Raw genomic sequence first — 22,071 nt, 5'->3', positions numbered from 1 at the left:
ACAAGGGTCTTGTGCTTTTTAAATGGTCATTTATTGATGTGGGATGAAAGTATTTAGTTAGAAATCTAAAAAGGGCTGCAAATCATTTAGGGCACGTTCAGCAATTTTCTGATAACGCTCTTTTTTATCTCGAATCCGCGGACCTTCAAGCTCTTTGATAATTCCAAAATTGATGTTCATAGGCTGGAAATGCCTGCTCTCTGTCTGCGTGATGTAATGCGGAAGTGCACCTATAGCTGTTGTCTGCGGAAAAATAACTTGTTCTTCCTGCAGGAAAACACGGACAGCATTGATACCTGCGACCAAACCAGAAGCAGCTGATTCAACATAGCCTTCAACACCTGTCATCTGACCAGCGAAAAAGAGATGAGGATTGGTGCGTGTTGCAAAAGTCGGATTAAGTAAATTGGGAGAATCCATATAAGAATTGCGGTGCATGACACCGTAACGAACAAACTCTGCCCTTTCAAGTCCTGGAATCATACGGAAAACACGTTTCTGCTCCCCCCATTTAAGGTGAGTCTGAAAACCAACCATATTATAGAGACTGCCTGCTGCATTATCCTGACGGAGCTGCACTACAGCATAAGGTGCCTTAAAATCACCATCACGCGGCCCTTTATAATTGTCTGGGTATTCCAAACCAACCGGTTTCATAGGCCCGTAGAGCAAAGTCTTAATGCCGCGTTTAGCCATAACCTCAATAGGCATGCAGCCCTCGAAATACTTTTCTTTTTCAAAAGAATTGAGCGGTGCTTCCTCTGCTGTTATCAGGGCTTGATGAAAAGCCATAAATTCTTCTTTAGTCATCGGGCAGTTAAGATAAGCTGCTTCGCCTTTGTCGTAGCGCGACTTCAGGTAGACAATGTCCATATCAATAGAATTTTTGTCAACAATAGGTGCAGCGGCATCATAGAAATAAAATCCTTCACCGCCGTTAAGTTCATGAATTTTCTCAGCCAGTGCATCACTGGTTAATGGACCTGTAGCAATAACCGTAACAGCATCCTTAGGGATTTCTGTGATTTCTTCCCGAGTGACTTCGATTAAAGGATTGTTCTTAATTTCAGCCGTAACTGCTTCTGCATAAGATTCACGATCAACCGCCATTGCACCGCCCGCGGGAAGACGATGAGCTTCACCGATGCGCATAATCAATGAGTCCAGCCGTCTCATTTCCTCTTTCAGCAAACCTACAGCATTAGTCAGGCTGTCTCCACGAAAAGAATTCGAACAGACCAATTCAGCAAAGTTATCAGTTTTGTGCTGCGGTGTTGTTTTGCTGCCTCGCATTTCATAAAGTTTAACAGGAACACCTCGCTTAGCGATTTGATAAGCCGCTTCGCTGCCGGCTAAGCCAGCACCGATAACATTAATATAATTTTGAGACAATGATGGTACCTCTGCAATATTTAGATAAAGTCTATCTAAATCTCCTAAATTTTATCTGTGACTATTATACCTTAATTATGCCGTTTCTCAAAGTTAAGACTTCCCAAAATAATCTTTGAAAATGACAGTAATAGAACATTCGAATCCCTTCTGTCCCCAATATTCTCACACCTCTTAATTTTGATTTCATTGGACAGTAAAACTAAAAAAGCTGATAAGGCATTGTCTGAACTTGAGACAGTGCCCTATCAGGAAAATAATTTTTGCTGAAATTATTTGATTTTCTCTTCTTTATAATCGCAGTTTTCATTGCTGCAGACAACCTGCTTGCCTCCGCCGCGAACCTTTTTCTCGACAAGAAAGTCGCCGGATTTCGGACATTTCCTGTTAATCGGCCGGTCCCATGATGTAAAGTCGCAGTCAGGATAGCGGTCACAGCCGTAAAAAATACGGTTCCGTTTTGTTTTTCGCTCGATAACCTGACCTTGGCCGCAGAGCGGACAAGTGACACCGATTTCTTTAGTAATCGCTTTAGTGTTACGGCATTCTGGAAAATTGCTGCAGGCATAAAATTTGCCATAGCGGCCCAGCTTGATCACCATCGGATGTCCGCAGACATCGCAGTCAAATCCGGCAGGTTCATCTTTAATTTGAATTTTTTCGATGCCTTCTTCTGCTTCTTCCAACTCTTTGGCAAAAGGTTTATAAAAGTCATCAATAACCTTCTGCCATTGTTCTTTGCCTATTTCAACCTGATCCAGTTTATTTTCCATTTCAGCTGTGAACTTAACATCAACAATATCGGGGAAAAACTCGATAATCAAGCGATTAACAATTTCTCCCAGCTCGGTTGGTTCAAAACGTTTAGCAACTAATTTAACATAATAGCGTTTTTGGATAGTTTCCAAGGTAGGAGCATAGGTTGAAGGACGGCCAACACCGTTTTCTTCCAGCGTTTTAATTAAGCTGGCTTCTGAATAACGTGCCGGAGGCTGAGTGAAGTGCTGTTCAGGCTGAGTATTGACTTTCTTGACAGTATCTCCTTCCGCCATCTCAGGTAACATTTTATTTTTATCTGAATCATTGTAAACCGCCAAATAACCATCAAATTTTACCTGGCTGCCATTAGCGACAAAAATCACACCGTTTTGCGAAAGTTTAACTTTCATCGTATCAAAAACAGCTCCGGTCATTTGACTGGCTACAAAACGGTTCCAAATCAAGGTGTAGAGTTTCAGCTGATCTTTATCAAGATATTTGGCAATTGATTCAGGAGTATGGTTGACATTGGACGGTCTGATTGCTTCGTGAGCGTCCTGAGCCCCCGAAGCATTTCTGATACGGCTCCCGTGACGGGAATACTTCTGGCCGAAACGCTCGGTAATGAAAAGAGCAGCGTCGTTTTGCGCAACAGGACTGATGCGGGTCGAGTCTGTACGCATATAGGTAATCAACCCCTGCTGTCCGCCGGACCCCAGACTGATACCTTCGTACAATTGCTGAGCTACCATCATTGTTTTGCGTGTTCGGAAATTAATCTTATTAGCTGCATCCTGCTGAAGAGACGATGTTGTATAAGGAAGAGGTGCTTTTCGGCGGCGCTCTTTTTTCTCCACAGTATCTACTTGAAAATCATCGCTCTGAATCCGTGCCAGAACTTCTTTGACTTGATCATTATTGTAAAGCTTGACTTTTTTACCATCCAAGCCATAAAAAGAAGCTTGAAACTTGCGTGTCCCTTTTTTAAAAGCACCGTCAATTGTCCAGTACTCTTCTGGTTTAAAGGCCTTGATTTCATTCTCACGGTCGATAATCAGTTTTAAAGCTACAGACTGAACTCGGCCTGCTGACAGACCTTTTTTCACTTTTTTCCACAAAAGAGGCGAAATAGAGTAGCCAACAATGCGGTCGAGAACCCGGCGTGCCTGCTGTGAATCCACTAAATCCATATCGATTTCCCGAGGTTCCACAAAGGCATTTTTAACGGCATCTTTAGTTATCTCATTAAAAACAACACGGTTTTTATCGCTGGCATCCAGATTTAAAATATGAGCCAAATGCCAAGAAATCGCTTCTCCTTCTCGGTCCGGGTCGCTGGCCAAAAAAACTTTCTTAGCGTTCTTGGCTTCTTTTTTCAGAGAATTGATAAGCTCTCCTTTGCCGCGGATATTGATATACTGAGGTTCATAGTTATTTTCAAAATCGATGGACATGCTTGATTTTTTCAAATCTCTGATATGGCCGACCGAAGCCACAACCTTGTAGTTGCGTCCAAGGTATTTCTCAATTGTTTTGGCCTTGGCCGGTGATTCGACAATCACTAAATTTTTTGCAGCTGTTTTCCGTTTCTTTTTAGCTGCCGTTTTTGGACTTGTTTTTGCTTGTACTGTTGCCATAAGATCACTTTCTAACTAGATAAACTTATAGCATAATATCCCATTTTTTAATAACTGTCAATAAAAAACTTTTTTCTATAGGAAAAAGGCGATTACAGCTGATATTCAGAAATGATGTCAAACCCACTTGTAATACACTTTGCCCCCTCTTGAATCAAATGGAGACAGCCATCTGATTTTCCATCTAAAATGTTTCCTGGAACAGCAAAAACATCCCGGCCTTCTTCCAGAGCTCTTTCGCAGGTAATTAAACTGCCTGACCTTTTTTTAGCTTCAGCCACAATTACTCCCTGCACCAGTCCGGCAATAATGCGGTTCCGTTCAGGAAAATGAAATTTCAGAGGCGGAGAACCGGGTTCGTATTCTGTCAAAACCAGATGGTGCCTGCTGATATAGGTTTGCAGCTGATGATTTTCTTCAGGATAGGAGATATCCAAACCGGTTCCGATTACCGCGATTGTTGTCCCGCCGTTCCTTAAACTGGCCAAATGAGCGCTTGTATCAATACCGCGAGCTAAACCGCTGACAATGACAAAATGGTTGCTGAGTTCTTTAATAATTTTTTGAATCGCTCTTGTTCCTGTTTCAGATGCCAAACGTCCTCCCACTGCTGCTAATTTAGGCTTGGCCAGTAAATCCAGATTTCCGGAATAATAGAGCAAGACTGGAGGATTATAGATCGTTTTTAAGGCTGGAGGATAGATTTTATCCAGTATTGAAATGGATGAAAAGCGATTAAAATCCTGGCGCAGTTTTTTGCTGTTTAAATTTTTGTAAGCTTCAATAAACAAAACAGGATTTTTGCATTGTGACACTACAGCCATATCACGTACGGATAAAGACTTTTTCACCTGTTCTTGATAAGACAGGATATTGAGGATATTAAGATTGCTGAGTCCCGCTTTTTTAAGTTTAAATAATTCAAAATTGTTCATAAAGATAACCTCACTGCCTTAATATTCGTAAAAAAATAATATTTCGCCTGTGAATAAATAAAACCGCAGCGCTATAGTTTTCCGCTCAGTACCCCCCTATGCTGCAGAGGTCAAATTGAAGATGCGGCCAAAGGGGGGCAGTTTAAAAAGTGGATAAAAGGGTAACGAGGCAGAACTCTTGTTCCTGCCTCGTTACCCTTTTTTAACTTATGAATTTGGCGCAGTGGTTGATTCGAAGTTCTTATCCCTTATTACGCAAGGGATAACGCCCTCCCTAATCAACTATGCAGAGGCGGGACAACAAAATCGAAAGCATCATTTTATGACAATTGACCGATTGTTATCCCACACTCTTTCTTGTACACTGTTCTATTTGATTAAAACTTACAAAGATCAGTGACTGTCGACAAAATCCTGCACTTCTTTGATCATGCGCAGTGTTACTCGGACACCGCCTGAGTTAATATACCAGTCCTGACCGTTTACTTGGAGGACACGGTTGTTTTTTATGGCATCGGTATCCTTCAGTACATCATTGTTCAGAAGTTCCTCTGCCGAAGCTCCCTGACCGATTGTAGCCCCGCGGTCAAGCACAAAAAGATAATAGGGATTTTTTTCTGATAAGTATTCATAAGACACTTGTGAACCATGGGGGCTGGCTTCTTCCTCATTGTTCACTGCTGTCAGGCCTGCTTCTGAGAAAAGCCAGCCAAAGCGTCCGTCAGGTGATTGCGACAGAAGCTCACCGCTGTTAGCCATGACAAATAAAGCTGAAGGGGCATCCTTGTCTTTAATCATCTTTTGCAAATTATTCATCGCTTTTGTAATTTTTTTATTGTATTTTTTTGCTTTTTTAGCCTGATTGTAAATTTTACCAAACATGGTTACCCGCTCTTTAACCGCTTCAGTGAAACCTTTTTCAGAGTCTGTCGAAGCATAGACAAGAACAGCATCCGGTGCTGCTTCTTTTAGCTGCTCAATATTATCTGAATTAGCCATACGGGCACCTAAGAAAATGACATCAGGCTGAATGCTGGCAATTGTTTCAAAATTAGGTTCAAACAACGTACCGATATCCTGATACTTATCATCATTGTAGATTTTCTGCATATCTTCACTAAGTTTATCTGTTGCATTTTGTGCCTTAGGAAGCCCGGCAACACTGTCTTCTTTGCCGAGGGCGGTAATAGTATCTAGGGCACCCATATCAAAGACGAGAACTTTTTTGGGGTTCACCGGAACCTCAACTGTTTCTGAGACCTGCTGCTCTTCGCCGGCCTCTTCTCTTTGACCGGACCTATTTTGATTGCCTGAATCAGAATTTTGCCCGCGATTACCGCGGCCGCTGTCCGATGATATTGTATAATCATTCTTAATTTTTACAGTCTTGTCTGCCGCAAAAACAGACGGCAAAGCCAAAAATGCAAGAACAAGCAGAAAGCCAGCGAACAATACAGGTTTATTTAATTTCATCATAAAACTCCTTTCACAAGACACAAAGGCCATGAACAACACAACGGGAAAGGCGGTGCGTCATCGAAATCTTCGATTTCGATGATGCACCGCAAGATGCCATCAGGCAGGCTGCTGCATTTCGTACATAACACTGACAACATTTACTGCCCTGCGGTACTCCCGTAGCATTTAGGCTGTGTTCAGTTTCTCCAAAGTCTCTTCAAGCAGTTTTAAACTCCAAATAGATAACTATCTGTGCTGGCCGGAGTTATTAGAGCGAAGCCTTATAATAAAGACTGATACGGTCGCCTTGGTATTGCTGAATAGGAATCGGCATATCATACAAGGCTGAGAGTACCTCTTCGTTAAAAACTTTCTCTACACTGCCTTGAGCAAGTATTTTCCCATGTTTTAAGCCGATAATATTATCGGCGTAGCATGATGCAAAATTAATATCATGAATCACAATAACAATCGTTTTTTTATATTCTTCAGTGTAACGCCTCAGAAGTTGCATAATCTGAACAGCATGCCTCATATCCAAATTATTAAGCGGTTCATCCAGCAAAAGATAGTCTGTATCCTGCACCATAGTCATTGCAATAAATACCTTTTGCACTTGACCGCCGCTGAGCTGGTCTATATAAGCATCTTTTAAGTCATACAGCTCCATAAAATCTAAAATACGTTTAACAGCTTCTTTATCTTGTAAGGTCAGTCTGCCTTTGCTGTAAGGAAAACGTCCAAAAGAAACAAGATCTTCTGTGCTGATTTTAAGCTTTAAAGTATTGCTTTGTTTTAAAATGGCAAGCTTTTTAGCAAAATCAAATGATGAAAAGTCAGAAATGTTTTTACTATCTATGAAAATTGTTCCGCCGCTGCTGTCAGTCAGCCGGCTGATCAGAGAAAGAAGCGTGCTTTTCCCTGATCCGTTTGGCCCAATAACAGCAGTTATCTTACCCCTCTCGATCTCAGAGGACAGATGATCAATGACTAAGTGATTATGATAGTGTTTGCTCAAATTTTCAATCTTAATCACAAGCGTCTCCCTTCCTTCAATAAGATAATGATGAAATAAAGCCCGCCGAGAAAATTAAGGATGACACTCAGCTGAACATTTAAAGAAAAGACATTTTGCACTAAATACTGACCGCCAATTAAAGCAAGCGTTCCTAATAGAACAGCTCCTGGCAAAAGGATGCTGTGTTTATATGTTTTAAACATTTGATAAGCCAGATTAGCAAGCAAGAGCCCTAAAAAAGTAATAGGGCCTACTAAGGAAGTAGATACAGATACAAGCAGGCTGACAAGGAGGAAGAGACGCACAACAACCTGATTGTAAGGGATTCCCAAATTAAGAGCTTTTTCTCTGCCAAGCAATAAGACATCCAAATATTTAAAATAAGGATAGTGAATAAGCAGGGCAAAAAAAACAAGCAGACTTGCTAAAAGCAAAATATCTGTATTTATAGCATTAAAACTGGCGAAAAGACTGGACTGCAAGATCAGATAGTCATTGGGATCAATGATCATCTGTAAAAAGGATGACAAAGAAGCAAAAAGTGTGCTTAAGATAGTTCCGATTAACAAAATAAAATAGAGCGAATAATGCTGATATCGAAACAAAATCCGAAAAAGCAGATAGGAAAACCCCAACATTAAGACTAACGAAAGCCAATAATTGCCTGTAGCAGAGATTTTCATCATTTTTTGGGCGCCCAGACTATAAAGCAGTACTGTCTGTATCAAAACATAAAGATTATCTAGACCAATAATACTTGGTGTTAAAATCCGGTTATCAGTGATTGTTTGAAAAATCACAGTCGAAACAGCGATACAAAGAGCAGTTAACAAAAGAGCCAGTAACTTCTGATAACGCGTTTTAATAAGATACTGCAGCAAAAAAACATTTATATCCATTTGAATGCCGTCTGTCATAAAGATTAAAATCAATACCAGACTGCAGCCGATAAGAGCACAGAGCAGTTTCCGATTTTTCCTGCTCATAATTTGCTCCTCTCCTTGCTATTGATATGAAAAAGCAATAAGAGGAAAGATAAGCTGCCGACCACGCCCATCATGAGTCCGATTGAAATCTCGTAAGGATAGATAAGAAGTCTGCCCAAAATATCGCAGGCCATTACTAAAACAGCCCCCAGCAAAGCTGTCGCAGGCAGAATATGTGACAGATGGTCTCCTTTAACAAGACTGACAAGATTAGGAACAAGCAAACCTAAAAAAGGCAAGGAACCAACAACCGTGACAATAAGCGCTGTTATAAAAGAGACCAAAATCAGCCCCAAATTCGTAACAGTCTCAGCCTTAAGTCCTAAATTTTGAGCCAGATCTTCTCCAAGCCCCACTAAAGTAAAATAATGGGCATACAAAAAAATCAAAATAAGGCAAGGAATCGCTAAAAAAAGCAACTCATAACGATGACTGGTTACTATAGCAAAATTCCCCTGCAGCCAACTGTTAATAGACTGCATGATTTGAAATTCAATTCCCAAAAAAGTAGTCAGGCTGTTGATAATCTGCCCTAACATAAGTCCAATCAAAGGAATAAAAATCTCATGCTTGAAGGTGATTATTTTTAGCAGGTAAACAAAAAGAAGTGAACCTATTACGGCCAGACCAGCTGCAATGAGAAGCTGAACAAACAATGGGGCGGTATTGAAAGAAATAAGGGCTACTACTACTCCTAACTTCGCCCATTCCATAGTTCCAGCTGTTGTCGGCGAGACAAACTTATTGCGGGTAAGCTGCTGCATGACAAGTCCACAGACGGATAGACCGGAACCAGATATAATGATACTGACTGTCCGCGGGATACGGCTTGACAGAAGAATATTGTATTGTGATGCAGTTAAATGCCAACCATCAAAAATGGAAAGGGATTTAACTCCGATATATAGTGAACAAAGAGAAAGAATGACTAAAATTGTCCCCAGCACTGGAACAGTCAATAGTTTTTTCATACTATCCCCTTTGAAATAGATTATTTTTGTATCCGCCGAGAGCGGATACCCTTTTATCGTAACATAAAATTCAGAAAATTTATACAATATTTTTAAAAAATAAAAAACCTGCCTTTCTTTGCTGTATAGCAAAGGGGCAGGAAGAATATTAAACAGAAGCAGAGTAATGGCTTTAATCACTAGTTAATAGTTTACAGAAAGGACTGAGAATGTTTCTTTTGTGAAAACTCTATTGCTATTTAAATTCAAAACAGCACGCAGAAACTACTGCAATGGTTCTTTCCCGCCGAACCCAAAAGGATGGGATTTGGCCCGTCTTTCTTCAGCCATTTGATTTTTGAAATGACAGTAAGCTCCGATTAGATTAGCATCATTGTGATAGTGACATGCTTTAATAGGTATAGACGCCAGAGAAGACCAAGAAGTTTCTTCTGCAAGCAGCTGATGGTACTGATGGCTGACTTCCTCAATCAAAAGGGATTGACTGCTGATACCGCCCCCAATAGTCAGACGGTCTAAATGAAAAACGGTCTGTAAATTGAGAATTAAATAAGCGATCTCGCGGCAGTAATCTTCAAAACGTTTTGTTAATTCTTTGTCCTGCCTATCTGTCAGAGCTTGAAAGACAGCCTGCCCATCTTCTGCAGACAAACCGAGGAACTGGCTGCTTTCTCTGATAAATTGAACTGCTGATCCTTTATTGTCCCACAGGCTTTCCAACCCTTTCAGATGAAGACTGAATAAGCTGCTGATTGCTTCAGGATTAAACTTGTCTTTCAGGGAAAGCTGCTGCTTGTTGTCAGCTTTAGCCGCAATATCATCCAATTCAAAATTTTTAGGTGATAGGAGCTCCCCATTGGAAACCAAGGCAAGACCGACACCTGTTCCCAAGACGAGAGCCGCACCGCATTTGCAGTGTTTAAGCTGACCGTACCGTGCTTCTGCTAAACCGGCTGCATTAGCGTCATTGATAACACTGACAGGCAGATGGGCTTGATCTATTAAAAACTGTTTGAGGGGAAATGATTTTAAATAAGGAATCAGTCCGCCTTTGTAAATAAAACCTGTCCGAGCGTTAATCTGTCCTGGACAGGCTATGCAAAGACCAGCAATTTGCTGCTGATGCTCAAGGATCAAATGCTCTAAAGTCGCCAGAAAGCCGTCCATACTGTCAGGAGTTGGGCATCTGCCAGCCTGTGTCAGTTTCGCTTTATCGTTAATTAAAGCATATTTAATAAAACTGCCGCCGATATCAATCGTTAAAATTCTTTTCATTCTTCTTCTACTGTCTCATTTCCAAGGCGTTTAATAATTCTGGCCGGATTGCCCGCCAGAACAAGATCGTTGCCAAAAGATTTTGTGACTACCGATCCAGCACCGACAACAACATTATTCCCCAACGTAACTCCTGGTAAAATCGTGACCCCGCCTCCTAGCCAAACATTATGTCCGATAGTTATAGGGGCACCATACTCAAGACCTTTGATCCGCTTTTTTGCCTCGATCGGATGAAGGGGCGTCAGAAGCTGACAGTTGGGACCAATCATAGCATTGTCACCAATTGTTATTTTACAAACATCGAGAAAAGTACAGTTAAAATTGGCATAAAAATTTTCGCCTACATAGATATGACATCCGTAATCACAGACAAAACCTGGATTAATGGTAATATTAGCTCCGGTCCCTCCCAGCCATTCTTTAAGCAAACGGCTGTTTTTTTCACGATTAGATTCGTTCTGAAATTTAACTATATTGGCACGCGCTTCCGCCCTCAGAGCGGACAGCTCGCTATCACTGGCATCGTATAGCTGTCCGTTCAGCATTTTTACCCGTTCTGAAACCATTAACCTCTCCTTTTTTATGATGTAAACGCGTGATTTTTTACAGCGATAAAGTATGGTCGACTCAGTCAAAAAAGTAAACAAGAATACAATAGAGACAAGTCAGCACTAAAAAACTTATTAGCTGCCACTTTTTTGTCTGTATACAGTATCCAACAAATTCCCTTAAAAAGGCATTAAGCGTGAAATAAAATTTTGTTTTTGCACCATAGCCAATACATTTGAGACCTTCTTGTCTTGCTAAAGTCAAGGCTCTGAATAAATGGTAATAACTGGTTACAACAGCAGCATAAGCACCTTCTTCTATAAAACGTTTTGAAAAACGTATGTTTTCACGAGTGTTGCGGGACGCCTTCTCCATCACAATATCTCGTTCAGGCACTCCCTGACTGAGAGCATAACGGCACATCGCTTCTGCTTCACTGATCAGTTCATCACTTCCCTGCCCGCCGGATAATATCAGTTTGCTGCCTGGGTTTTTTCGATAGACCTTAATCCCTTTATTAATCCGAGAGGCTAAAAGCGGGGTAACCTTATCCCCTATCAGACCGGCTCCTAAAACAATAACTGCATCAACTTTTTTAGCCAAAACAAAGGTGAAATTCAGAATACTGGCAGTCGTGAAAAAAATGAGCTGTATAATACCATAAATCGCAAGAAGCATAAATGCTATAAAGGAAAAAAGCAGCCAGCTATTGTTCTGAATATAGCGATGGAGATCCGGTGACGTATAAGAAAAAATAAGCAATAAAATGCCCAATCCTAGGAAAAAGGACAAAAAGTTAGACCAGCGGCGCCCTTCCTTGCGCAACAGCTGAAAACTTTTATAAAAACAAAGCAGAGCAAAGCCCAGCGGACCGATAGCTAAAACAATAATAAGCGGGAGAAAAAGCAAGTAAAACCAAATACTTGGATAATTAATATACGGCAGCAAAGATAAAAATCCGATCGCAACTGTCAGCCAAAATAAAATTCCAAGCCAAATAGTCCGCCGTTCCCAAATATATATACTGCAAAATAAAGCCAAACTAAGGATAAATAGATAAATCATTCTTCCTCCGCTAAGGATTTCACGGGCTCAAAACTTTTGCGGTGAATCGGGGTAAGACCGTACGCATAGAGCCCTTGTAAGTGTTCTTTGGTGCCGTACCCGGCATTTTTGGCAAAGCCATAGCCAGGATAGATAAGGTCGTAATCCGCCATCATTCGATCGCGTGTGACCTTAGCTACGATAGATGCTGCAGCAATAGAAAGCGAATGGGCGTCGCCTTTAATAATAGACCGCTGCGGAATGTCTGTTTCCAAATTCATAGCATCAATTAGTAAATAATCCGGAAGGCTCACATGTCCTTTCACATTCTTTACAGCTTGCAGCATGCCAAGCTTTGTTGCCTCATAAATATTAATGTCATCTATTATTTTATTATCAATGACTCCAAGGCCGACAGATAACGCTTCGGACATCACGCGCTCATAAATCGCCTGATGTCTTGTTTTTGGAATTTTTTTAGAATCATTAAGGTATTTGATTTTAGCATTTGGAGGCAAAATGACACAGGCTGCAACAAGCGGTCCGGCTAAAGGACCGCGCCCTACTTCATCAATACCAGCGACAGCTTGATAGCCTTGAGCGTACAAATCTCTTTCATAAGACAGCATCTGCTCCAAACGCCTGTCCTCTGCCAAGTCAGCTGAAAGCTTTTTTTGCCGCTGCCTGACGGCCTTTTGAACCCCTAGCCGACTGTCCGCCTGCAATTCCTGCCATAGCGGATCGGATAAGCTGCTGATTCCTGCCAGCATTTCTGTAATTTCTTTAATCGTTGCCATAACCGTCTGCTCCAACAAAATCAAGTGTATAAGTTCCCAGTTTTCCGCTGCGAACCTCTCTGATGAAAAGGTCGTAGAAACGGTCGTAATCGTCTCTGAATCCCAGCTTCTGAGTCAAATCCATAATTATTTCTGGCGCATCTGCTTCCAAATTAACTCCCTTAAAACGCTCGGCCAAACGCTCTGGATAATAGGTTTTAAAATGATTGATCCCAAAAATAGTAACGTCATCCATCGGCAGAAGACTGTCCTTAATAGCACCTGTCAAAGCCATCTTAAGACCTGTATGTTCATCGTCAAACTTCGGCCAAAGAATACCGGGAGTATCTAAAATTTCTAAATGTTTATTGGTCCTCAGCCACTGCTGCCCCTTTGTTACGCCCGGTCTATTGCCGACTGTCGCTATTTTTTTGCCAGCCAGACGGTTCATCAATGTGGATTTACCAACATTGGGGATACCAATAATCATTGTGCGCAGGCTTTCTTTTTCAACACCGCGTTCATGCTTCTTAGCCAGTTTCTCAGCCATCAGCTTATTAGCTGCAGCCGTTACTTTTTGAGCTGCAGCCTGTTCTTTCGAATTAACAGCAACAACATGGTTTCCCTGTTCCTGAAAATAAGCAATCCATTCTTTAGTGTATCTACTGTCAGCCAAGTCAGCTTTATTTAAAAGCAAAAGTCTGGGTTTCTCTCCTATAATTTTGCTAAGCATGGGGTTTTGGCTGGACAGGGGCAGACGAGCATCGGCTAAAACCGTAACAAAATCAACAAACTTTAAATTTTCCTGTACCTGCCGCCGCGCTTTTGACATATGGCCGGGGAACCATTGAATCGTTGCCATATAAAACGTTTCCTTTCGAATTTGAGATTAATAGGCTGTGCTTGGCTAAAAGTACGGGCAGCTGCTCCCGAAAAGTAAAACACAATATTTCAGCTAGCAAGCACTGATATCACTTATTTTTTATTATAACATGATTGCTTCTCTTTTTGTTTTTTGATTGTTGATAAAGCATGCACCTGATACTGATACCGCAGCTGAATGTTTTACCTTAAAAAGGAACAAAAACTCTCGTCTTGCTCAAAACAGGCAGCTGCGTTACAATAAAGTTATATTAAAGTGTCCGAGGACAAATATGATGACAACTAAATACCAGCAAATCTACCGCGATATCAAGCAGCAAATTGAAAAAGGCCAGCTAACAAAAGGGGACCGGCTCCCATCTATCCGCAGTCTCAGTCTTACTTACCGCTGCAGCAAAGACACCGTACAGCGCGCTTTGCTGGAATTAAAATACCATAATTTGATTTATCCGGTTGCTAAAAGCGGTTATTATGTTTTAGAAGGCAGACAGCATACAGATAAGGCAGATATAAATTTAAGCTTATCAGGTTATCATAATATGGCTTATGAGGATTTCCGCAGATGTATAAACGAAAGTCTAATCGGCCGCGAAAATTATCTTTTTAATACTTATTATAACCAACAAGGGTTAGCAGAGCTCCTTGACTCTCTGCAGAAACACTTGGAAAAGACAGATGTTTACAGTAAAATCAGCAATATTGTTGTGACTTCAGGAACCCAGCAGGCGCTTTACATTTTATCACAATTGGCTTTTCCTAATGATAACAGTATTTTTTTACTGGAACAGCCGACTTATCACCGGATGAATGAGCTAATCAGCCGTCAGAAGCTCCCTTTTTTAACGATTGAACGAAACTTTGATGGACTTGATTTAACAAAGCTGGAGTATCTTTTTAAATCGTATCCGATCAAATGCTTTTATACTATTTCACGCTATTCGAATCCTTTAGGCTTGAGTTACAGTAAGCAAGAAAAGGAAAAGCTGGTTCACTTAGCTGCTCAGTATGATGTTTATATTATTGAAGATGATTATCTGGGTGATTTCGCTAAAACCGGTGATTTGCCGCTTCATTATTATGATACAGCCGAAAAAGTCATTTATCTTAAATCGTTTTCAGCTTCTCTTTTTCCGGCTCTGCGCTTAGGCAGTTTGGTATTGCCTAAGCAGCTGCTGCAAGCTTTTTTGGATTATAAAAAAATGATTGATTATGACAGCAATTTGATTATGCAGAAAGCACTGTCTTTATACTTAGATAATGGAATGTTTGCCAAAAACCTTAAATATTTACAGGAAGTTTTTAGACAGCAAATGAACCAGGCAGAAAAAATCCTACAATCCTTCCCAGCTGGCTGCCGATACAAACTCGCTCCGCGGTCAATTGCGTTTGAGTTAAACACGCAAAAGAAAAATCAACGGTTTCTCAAGGACCACAGAGATTTCCAGTGTTTAGACACTTGCTATCTAAATGAACCAGATAAGCACTATTTAAAATTAATTATGAATGGCCAGTTAAAAGACAACCTGCAAAGCTTATCTCAGTTCCCAGATCTTCTGTATTAAAAGAGGCTTATTACTTATCTTTCTTCACAAAAAAACGAGTCAATCATTTGATGAACTGCTCCTTATCAAGTAGACAATGAAAAATCCCCTTATAGTTCTAGTGAATTTTTGTTTTTTCACTGTCCACTATAAGGGGAGTAATCATGATAAAAGGCTCGTTTTTCAAACTTTTTTCTTACAATCAGCCATTGACAGCAGAACCAATGTTACTTTATCTGTTCAAATCTCAGATGAACAATAATATGATCACCATAGCCATTACGTTCTAAATCACGCTGGAGGCGGTAAGAAATATAGTGTTCAGCGATAGTAATATAGCCAGCATCCAATAAACGGTTTTCAACTAACGACTGAATCATATTGATAGTAGGACGTTCAGTATGCGCTTCTTCAAGATCCAAAACAACTTTTTTAGTAACCTGTGCTAAATCCTGACGCCACTTTTCATCAATAACATAAACTGTTTGAGCAGCTTTAATAATAGCTTGATAAATCTTATCCGGATCAAATTCCGCAATCTTCCCGTCACGCTTGATAATCTGCATAATGACTCCTTTACTAAGATACAAAGGCCGATATTAAGAACGCAAAGAGAAAATAGGCGTCCGACCGCTGAGTCACTAAAGACTCAAGGGAGGGCGGTCTTTTTCTCACAGCGTTTAGGCCGTGTTCAGTTCATTAAGATACAAAGACTGCTTCTTACAGTCTAGCTTTATTATGCAAATGTTTTCAGAAAAAGTCAAGGATTTTATTCTAAGCACTAAAGACTAGAAGAAAAAAACAGGATATCTTTCCTGTGTTTTTAGTAGTCCGGCCGCAGAACGCCAGTCACATAGTGCTTGGGTGCACGGTCAAGAACAACATTGACAATACGGTTTGCTTCCTCAGGAGTACAAGCTACAAGCGGTAAGCGCAAAGGGCCGACATTAAATCCTTGATGATTCAGCACAGCTTTTACCGGAGCTGGACTAGCTACCGAGAAGAGAGCGTTGACTTTTGGCAGGAAACGCCGCTGAATCTGAGCTGCTTTTTTGATATCACCGTCTATGATAGCCTGAATCATTTCGTACAGCTCATCACCGTTGGTATGTGAAGCAACGCTGATAACCCCATCTGCTCCCAAATTCATTGCGTGAAAAGCTTCTCCGTCTTCGCCTGTAAAAATCAGGAAATCATCGGGCTTATTTTCAATAAGATAAGCCATGTTATCAAGATTCGTGCATTCCTTAACTCCAATAATATTAGGGTGCTGTGCTAGTCTGAGCATCGTATCAGGAGCCAGCTCTACAACAACCCGGCCGGGAATGTTATAAATGATAATAGGTAAGTCACTAGCTTCAGCAATAGCTTTGAAATGCTGATACAGACCTTCCTGAGTCGGTTTGTTGTAATAAGGTACAATCGCCAAACCGGCAGCAAATCCGCCAAATTCGGCTACTTCTTTCGCAAAATCAACTGAATCCCTAGTATCATTAGTGCCCACCCCTGCTATCAAAGGAACTCGGCCGGCAACAATTTTTTGTACGGCAGCAAACAATTCCAACTCTTCATCGTGGGTGAGCGTAGGGCTTTCAGCAGTCGTCCCGGCCAACAGAAGCCCTTCTGTGTGGTGCGCCAATAAATGCTCTATCAGCTTGGGAAGAGCTTCAAAATTAATAGAACCATCTTCTTTAAATGGGGTCACAAGCGCTGTGATAATTCTAATATCCTTAAAATCAGCAATTGACATAAACATCTCCTTTACAATAAGATACAAAGGCCGTTCAAGCTCACAGCAAAAATAGGAAAACTGACGCAGAAACTTTAGTTTCTAGGAAGTTTTATGCTCACAGAGCAACCGCACTCGTAGGCCGCTTAAACTTCCTATAATTGCATCTCTTTTCCTCGCAGCTTTAAGTAAAGGCCAATAGCGGGAAAGATAATTTCTTGCAAATAAAATAAACTTAAAAACTACTGCAATTCAAACTTTAAAGTTTCTGTCGGATGAACAAGCCCTTGCTGATGCAGAGTTTCAGCAATCTGAACAGAATTCCAGGCAGCCCCTTTAAGAAGATTATCAGAAACTACCCACATATGGATACCCTTCTCCGCATCTAAGTCTTTGCGGATACGGCCGACAAAGGTATCACAGCTTCCCACTGCATTGACAGCCTGAGGATAAATTTGCTGCGCAACATCATCTTTAAGTACAGCACCTGGGAAAGCAGCAATAGCAGCTTTTACATCCTCAATTGCTGCTTTTTCCTTTGTTTCAATGTAGACAGATTCGGAATGAGAATAAAGAACAGGAATGCGGACACAAGTGGCAGAAACAGCTAAGTCAGGCTCTTCCATGATTTTTTTAGTCTCATTAGTCATTTTCATTTCTTCAAAGGTATAGTCATTATCCGTAAACACATCAATTTGCGCCAAAGCATTGAATGCGATAGGATAATGCTTTTTATCGCCGCCTGCAGGCAGAATATCCGCTTGAAGGTCTTTCGGATCTAAGCCGTCATTGAGCACTTCTTTTAATTCCCGCTTAGTTTCATCAATAGCAGACTGTCCGGCACCGGAAACGGCCTGATAGGTTGAAACAATGACACGCTCAAGCCCCCACTTGCGGCGGATCGGTTCAAGCGCCACCATCATCTGAATAGTGGAACAGTTAGGACAAGCAATAATTCCTTGGTGCTCTTTCAAAGTATGGGCATTAACTTCCGGAACAACTAAAGGAACATGGGGATTTTGGCGAAAATAAGATGTATTGTCAACAACAACCGCTCCTGCTTTCACTGCATATGGTGCAAACTTTGCAGAAGTCGAACCCCCAGCTGAAAAAAGAGCAATATCAACACCCGCAAATGACTCTTCTGTTGTAAGTTCGACTTCAATAGGCTGCCCTTTATAACTGAGCACCTTTCCCGCCGAGCGTTTAGAAGACAGAAACCTGATTTTATCAATGGGGAGTGACGATACCTCAAGCATTTCAATCATACGTGTCCCAACAGCACCGGTAGCGCCCACAACTGCAACAGTGTAACCCATTTAAATACCTCCTAAAATAAGCTGTTTTGCTTCAGCTATCTTCGAAATTTTCTAAAAATTTATAATAAACCAATTATACTATTTTTTCAAAGAAATGAAAAGGCAGCTCCTATATTGGATAAAAGATTTTTAAGATTATTTGGAGCGTCTACTGATTTATAACAAAAAATCCCTATCATCAGATAGGGAAAAGGGCATACTGTCTTATTACAGTATGTGATAAGCAGGTTCACACAACTTACCAAGGTCCGCTCCTTGCGTTAATGACCTCCCTAGCGCATATGTGGCAAAGCCACAAACGGCTCATCGCATAAAGTCAGTATAGCAAATTATTCATTCTTTGTCAATTATAATAAAGGAGCAATAGCTCTGGTAACCATGCCGACCACTTTTTGAAGAGGCGGTCTTGCCTCCAGTGTCTCTTTGGTTATTTCCTGACACTGGGACAAAGTTTGTAAATAATCCTTATAAATATCTGCAATAGCTTTTACTTTGTACAGATAGGCTGCACATTCAAAATGATGGTAAAGACTGCGATAATCCAGATTAATTGTCCCAACAACGGCTTTTGCAGAATCACTGACAAATACTTTAGCATGAACAAAACCGGGAGTATACTCATAAATTTTGACACCGGATTTCATTAAAGCACCGTAATATGTTTTAGCAAGTGCATAAGGAATCTGCTTGTCGGGGATTCCCGGCATAATAATTTTTACATCCACACCGCGTTCAGCAGCAAAACGGATAGCATGCTCCATCTCACTGTCTAAAATTAAATAGGGGGTCATAATGTACACATATTCCTTAGCGTGATTAAGGATATCGATATAGACATTTTCACCGACCTTATCGGTATCCATAGGCGAATCACCATAAGGGATAACATAGCCGTCAGATTCCGGCAGATGCTCGTGATTGCCCAGATAAGGGCTGACAACCATCTCTTTCTCGGTAATCGACCACATCTGCAAAAACATAATTAAAAAGCTGTCAACCGCCTCTCCTTCCAGCATGAGCCCGGTATCCTTCCAATGTCCAAAACGATCAATCTGGTTGATATACTCATCCGCAAGATTGATTCCCCCTGTAAAAGCTACCTCACCGTCAATGACAACTATTTTCCGGTGGTCCCGGTAATTGTAATAGGTTGAAATAAAAGGCGAGATAGGAGAAAAAGCCTTTGCTTTAATCCCGATTTTTGCTAATCTTTCTGTATAATCAAAAGATAAAGTCGAAAATTCAATCATTCCATCGTACAGCACACGCACCTCTACCCCTTCTTCAACTTTTTTTTCCAGGATAGAGAGAATTTCTCCCCACATCATCCCCTCAGCGATAATGAAGAATTCCATGAAAATGTATTTTTCTGCTTTTAAGAGCTGCTGCTTTAATTCGGCAAAAAAGTCCTCACCAATCGGAAAGTAGGTTACTTCAGTTTTTTGGTAAACCGGAAAGTTGCCGCTGCTTCTATTAAAATACTGTACAAGATGATAGGTAGTCGAAGTGATATCCTTTAAATCTGCTAAAATAGTTTCATCATCCTGCAGATAAGGACTGCTGTTATTAATTAAATGGTTGATTCTTTGTTTTAATTCACGATAGCCCCAGTCAAATTTGGTATAAAAAAGGAAGAGCGATCCTAACAAAGGAAAAATCATAACCAGAATAAGCCACGTAACACGTGACAGGGCATCCATTTCACTGTTAACCAAATATAAAACCACCACAATAGCCAAGGCACGTTCCAGCAATTCCAGCCAAAAACGGTACTGTTCCAGCCAGACAAAAGAAGCGCTTAAGAACAAAATTTGAATAATCAGCAAAATGGCAATTACAGTTGAACGGCTGAAAATACCGCGCAAAAAACCGCGCCGGCTTTTATCCAGCAAATGCATCACCTTATTTTTATTATTAATAACAATCTCCTCCCCTACACTAAGATACAAAGGCCGTTAAGAACGCAAAGAGAAAATAGGAGACCGACCGCTGAGTCACTAAAGACTCTAGGGAGGGCGGTCTTTTTCTCGCAGCGTTTAGGCCGTGTTCAATTCCCAAGATACAAAGGCCGTGAAAAGAGCAAAGTAAAATAAACAGGTCATAAATCAGTTATTTTTCTTAGAAGAGTCCTAAGACATTGCCCTCATCTGTTACATCCATACTAAGAGCTGCAGGATGCTTGGGAAGCCCAGGCATAGTCATCACATCACCAGTCAGAGCAACTATAAAGCCAGCTCCTGTCTTAGGGACTAATTCCCGAATAGTAATTTCAAATCCTTTAGGAGCACCGAGCAACCTTTGATCATCTGAGAAACTATATTGCGTTTTGGCCATGCAGACAGGCAGTTTATCCCACCCCAGACGGGCAAACTGCTTCAGCTGCGTTTGAGCTTTAGAAGTGAATACTGCAGAATCTCCTCTATAGATTTCAGTCACAATTTTAGCAATCTTATCCTCCAGACTATCATCATCACTGTAAAGGCGCTGATAATCTGCCGGATTGTTTTCAATAGCAGCAAGCACCGTTTCTGCAAGTACAAGACCGCCTGCAGCACCTTCTGCCCAAACATTGGCTGGTGCCACAGGTACATGAAGTTCATCACAGAGTTCTTCTAAAAGAGTGATTTCTGCTTTTGTATCGCTCGCAAATTCATTTATTGCCACAACAACTGGCAACTGATATTTACGGATGTTTTCAACATGGCGTTTTAAATTAGCAAATCCAGCTTTAACCGCATCGGCATTTTCCTTGTTCAGCTCATCTTTGGTAAGGCCGCCGTGCATTTTTAAAGCCCGTAAAGTTGCTACAATAACAACTGCATCCGGTGCTGCTGAAAGATTAGGCGTTTTTATATCTAAAAATTTTTCAGCCCCTAAATCAGCTCCGAACCCTGCTTCAGTTACTGTATAATCTGCCAAATGCAGAGCTGTTTCTGTAGCAAGAACGGAATTGCAGCCATGAGCAATATTGGCAAAAGGACCGCCATGAACTAAAGCCGGTGTACCATAAATAGTCTGCACTAAATTAGGCTTAATAGCATCTTTTAGAATAAGGGCAAGAGCCCCCTCCACTTTAAGATCTCTGACATAGACAGGCGTACGATCATAGCGATAGCCAATAACAATATCGGCCAGACGTTCTTTAAGATTTTTTAAATCAGTCGCTAGGCAAAGAACCGCCATAATCTCTGAAGCAACTGTAATATCAAAACCATCTTCGCGAGGAATGCCATTAACCGGGCTGCCGAGACCAATAACAACTCGGCGCAAAGCACGATCATTAAGGTCTACTGTCCGTTTCCAAATAATTCGCCGCTGATCAATACCTAATTCATTGCCCTGCTGCAGATGATTGTCAATCAAGGCAGCCAGAGCATTGTTGGCTGTTGTAATGGCATGCATATCTCCTGTGAAATGCAGGTTAATATCCTCCATAGGAAGTACCTGAGCGTAACCGCCGCCTGCAGCACCCCCTTTTATTCCCATAACGGGGCCAAGCGATGGCTCACGAAGAGCCAGCATTGATTTTTTTCCTAACTTATTGAGCGCATCTGCTAATCCGATACTGACAGTCGATTTTCCTTCACCAGCAGGTGTAGGATTAATAGCAGTAACTAAAATTAATTTTCCTGGTTTTTGATCTTTAACTGCTCTGATCTTATCGAAAGACAGCTTAGCTTTGTAGGAGCCGTATAATTCCAAGTCAGAAGCAGTTAGCCCAACCTTTTCTGCGATTTCCGTAATTGGTTTAAGTTCAGTACTCTGAGCGATCTCAATATCAGATTTCATAGGAATCT

At 41.0% G+C, this 22,071-nt stretch carries 18 protein-coding genes; 1 reads left to right on the top strand and 17 read right to left on the bottom strand.

What is annotated here, in order from left to right; genetic code table 11:
• Positions 1 to 57 precede the first annotated feature (57 nt).
• The 12 genes from trmFO to ylqF form a co-directional block, all read right to left on the bottom strand.
• Complete coding sequence (gene trmFO, locus DDV21_RS06165) at positions 58 to 1,392, bottom strand: methylenetetrahydrofolate--tRNA-(uracil(54)-C(5))-methyltransferase (FADH(2)-oxidizing) TrmFO (protein ID WP_116877133.1); 1,335 nt, start codon at positions 1,390 to 1,392, stop codon at positions 58 to 60.
• Between the two features lie 272 nt (positions 1,393 to 1,664).
• Positions 1,665 to 3,788: a type I DNA topoisomerase gene (gene topA / locus DDV21_RS06160; RefSeq protein ID WP_116877134.1), complete on the bottom strand. Its 2,124-nt coding sequence runs from the start codon at positions 3,786 to 3,788 to the stop codon at positions 1,665 to 1,667.
• A gap of 92 nt (positions 3,789 to 3,880) precedes the next feature.
• Complete coding sequence (dprA, locus tag DDV21_RS06155) at positions 3,881 to 4,723, bottom strand: DNA-processing protein DprA (RefSeq protein ID WP_116877135.1); 843 nt, start codon at positions 4,721 to 4,723, stop codon at positions 3,881 to 3,883.
• Between the two features lie 393 nt (positions 4,724 to 5,116).
• Entirely contained in the window at positions 5,117 to 6,199 is a 1,083-nt protein-coding gene (locus DDV21_RS06150; protein ID WP_374936022.1) for a siderophore ABC transporter substrate-binding protein, read from the bottom strand.
• A gap of 250 nt (positions 6,200 to 6,449) precedes the next feature.
• Positions 6,450 to 7,217, bottom strand: coding sequence for an iron ABC transporter ATP-binding protein (locus tag DDV21_RS06145; protein ID WP_116877137.1), 768 nt, complete (start codon positions 7,215 to 7,217; stop codon positions 6,450 to 6,452).
• The gene (locus DDV21_RS06140) at positions 7,214 to 8,185 is read right to left on the bottom strand and encodes an iron chelate uptake ABC transporter family permease subunit (protein ID WP_116877138.1); all 972 of its coding nucleotides are present in this window, start codon (positions 8,183 to 8,185) and stop codon (positions 7,214 to 7,216) included. The genes DDV21_RS06145 and DDV21_RS06140 overlap by 4 nt, the downstream gene beginning before the upstream one ends.
• On the bottom strand, positions 8,182 to 9,156 hold the full coding sequence (locus tag DDV21_RS06135; protein WP_116877397.1) for an ABC transporter permease: 975 nt from the start codon (positions 9,154 to 9,156) through the stop codon (positions 8,182 to 8,184). The genes DDV21_RS06140 and DDV21_RS06135 overlap by 4 nt, the downstream gene beginning before the upstream one ends.
• Before the next feature lie 264 nt (positions 9,157 to 9,420).
• Complete coding sequence (locus DDV21_RS06130) at positions 9,421 to 10,431, bottom strand: ROK family protein (protein WP_116877139.1); 1,011 nt, start codon at positions 10,429 to 10,431, stop codon at positions 9,421 to 9,423.
• Positions 10,428 to 11,000 (bottom strand): sugar O-acetyltransferase, encoded by a 573-nt coding sequence (locus tag DDV21_RS06125; RefSeq protein WP_116877140.1) that lies wholly within the window; start codon positions 10,998 to 11,000, stop codon positions 10,428 to 10,430. The genes DDV21_RS06130 and DDV21_RS06125 overlap by 4 nt, the downstream gene beginning before the upstream one ends.
• Before the next feature lie 61 nt (positions 11,001 to 11,061).
• On the bottom strand, positions 11,062 to 12,048 hold the full coding sequence (locus tag DDV21_RS06120; RefSeq protein WP_116877141.1) for a YdcF family protein: 987 nt from the start codon (positions 12,046 to 12,048) through the stop codon (positions 11,062 to 11,064).
• Positions 12,045 to 12,824, bottom strand: a complete 780-nt coding sequence (locus DDV21_RS06115) for a ribonuclease HII (protein WP_116877142.1) — start codon at positions 12,822 to 12,824, stop codon at positions 12,045 to 12,047. The genes DDV21_RS06120 and DDV21_RS06115 overlap by 4 nt, the downstream gene beginning before the upstream one ends.
• Complete coding sequence (gene ylqF, locus DDV21_RS06110) at positions 12,811 to 13,665, bottom strand: ribosome biogenesis GTPase YlqF (RefSeq protein ID WP_116877143.1); 855 nt, start codon at positions 13,663 to 13,665, stop codon at positions 12,811 to 12,813. The genes DDV21_RS06115 and ylqF overlap by 14 nt, the downstream gene beginning before the upstream one ends.
• Before the next feature lie 295 nt (positions 13,666 to 13,960).
• On the opposite strand from ylqF, the gene DDV21_RS06105 reads away from it, so the two are divergent.
• A complete protein-coding gene (locus DDV21_RS06105) occupies positions 13,961 to 15,247 on the top strand; it encodes an aminotransferase-like domain-containing protein (protein WP_116877144.1) in 1,287 nt (428 codons plus the stop codon).
• A 206-nt stretch (positions 15,248 to 15,453) separates the two neighbouring features.
• Here the strand turns inward: DDV21_RS06105 and DDV21_RS06100 are convergent, their stop codons facing one another.
• The 5 genes from DDV21_RS06100 to DDV21_RS06080 form a co-directional block, all read right to left on the bottom strand.
• Positions 15,454 to 15,792 (bottom strand): ATP cone domain-containing protein, encoded by a 339-nt coding sequence (locus DDV21_RS06100; protein WP_116877145.1) that lies wholly within the window; start codon positions 15,790 to 15,792, stop codon positions 15,454 to 15,456.
• A 257-nt stretch (positions 15,793 to 16,049) separates the two neighbouring features.
• Entirely contained in the window at positions 16,050 to 16,976 is a 927-nt protein-coding gene (gene dapA / locus DDV21_RS06095) for a 4-hydroxy-tetrahydrodipicolinate synthase (RefSeq protein ID WP_116877146.1), read from the bottom strand.
• A gap of 221 nt (positions 16,977 to 17,197) precedes the next feature.
• Positions 17,198 to 18,274, bottom strand: a complete 1,077-nt coding sequence (locus tag DDV21_RS06090) for an aspartate-semialdehyde dehydrogenase (protein WP_116877147.1) — start codon at positions 18,272 to 18,274, stop codon at positions 17,198 to 17,200.
• A 347-nt stretch (positions 18,275 to 18,621) separates the two neighbouring features.
• Entirely contained in the window at positions 18,622 to 20,172 is a 1,551-nt protein-coding gene (cls, locus tag DDV21_RS06085; RefSeq protein WP_116877148.1) for a cardiolipin synthase, read from the bottom strand.
• A gap of 220 nt (positions 20,173 to 20,392) precedes the next feature.
• Positions 20,393 to 22,063 (bottom strand): formate--tetrahydrofolate ligase, encoded by a 1,671-nt coding sequence (locus tag DDV21_RS06080; protein ID WP_116877149.1) that lies wholly within the window; start codon positions 22,061 to 22,063, stop codon positions 20,393 to 20,395.
• Positions 22,064 to 22,071: the final 8 nt, after the last annotated feature.

It is taken from the genome of Streptococcus chenjunshii, from assembly GCF_003086355.1.
GTDB lineage: Bacteria > Bacillota > Bacilli > Lactobacillales > Streptococcaceae > Streptococcus > Streptococcus chenjunshii.
The sequence above is the reverse complement of the archived record's forward strand: the minus strand, read 5'-3'. Positions and strand labels throughout refer to the sequence as shown.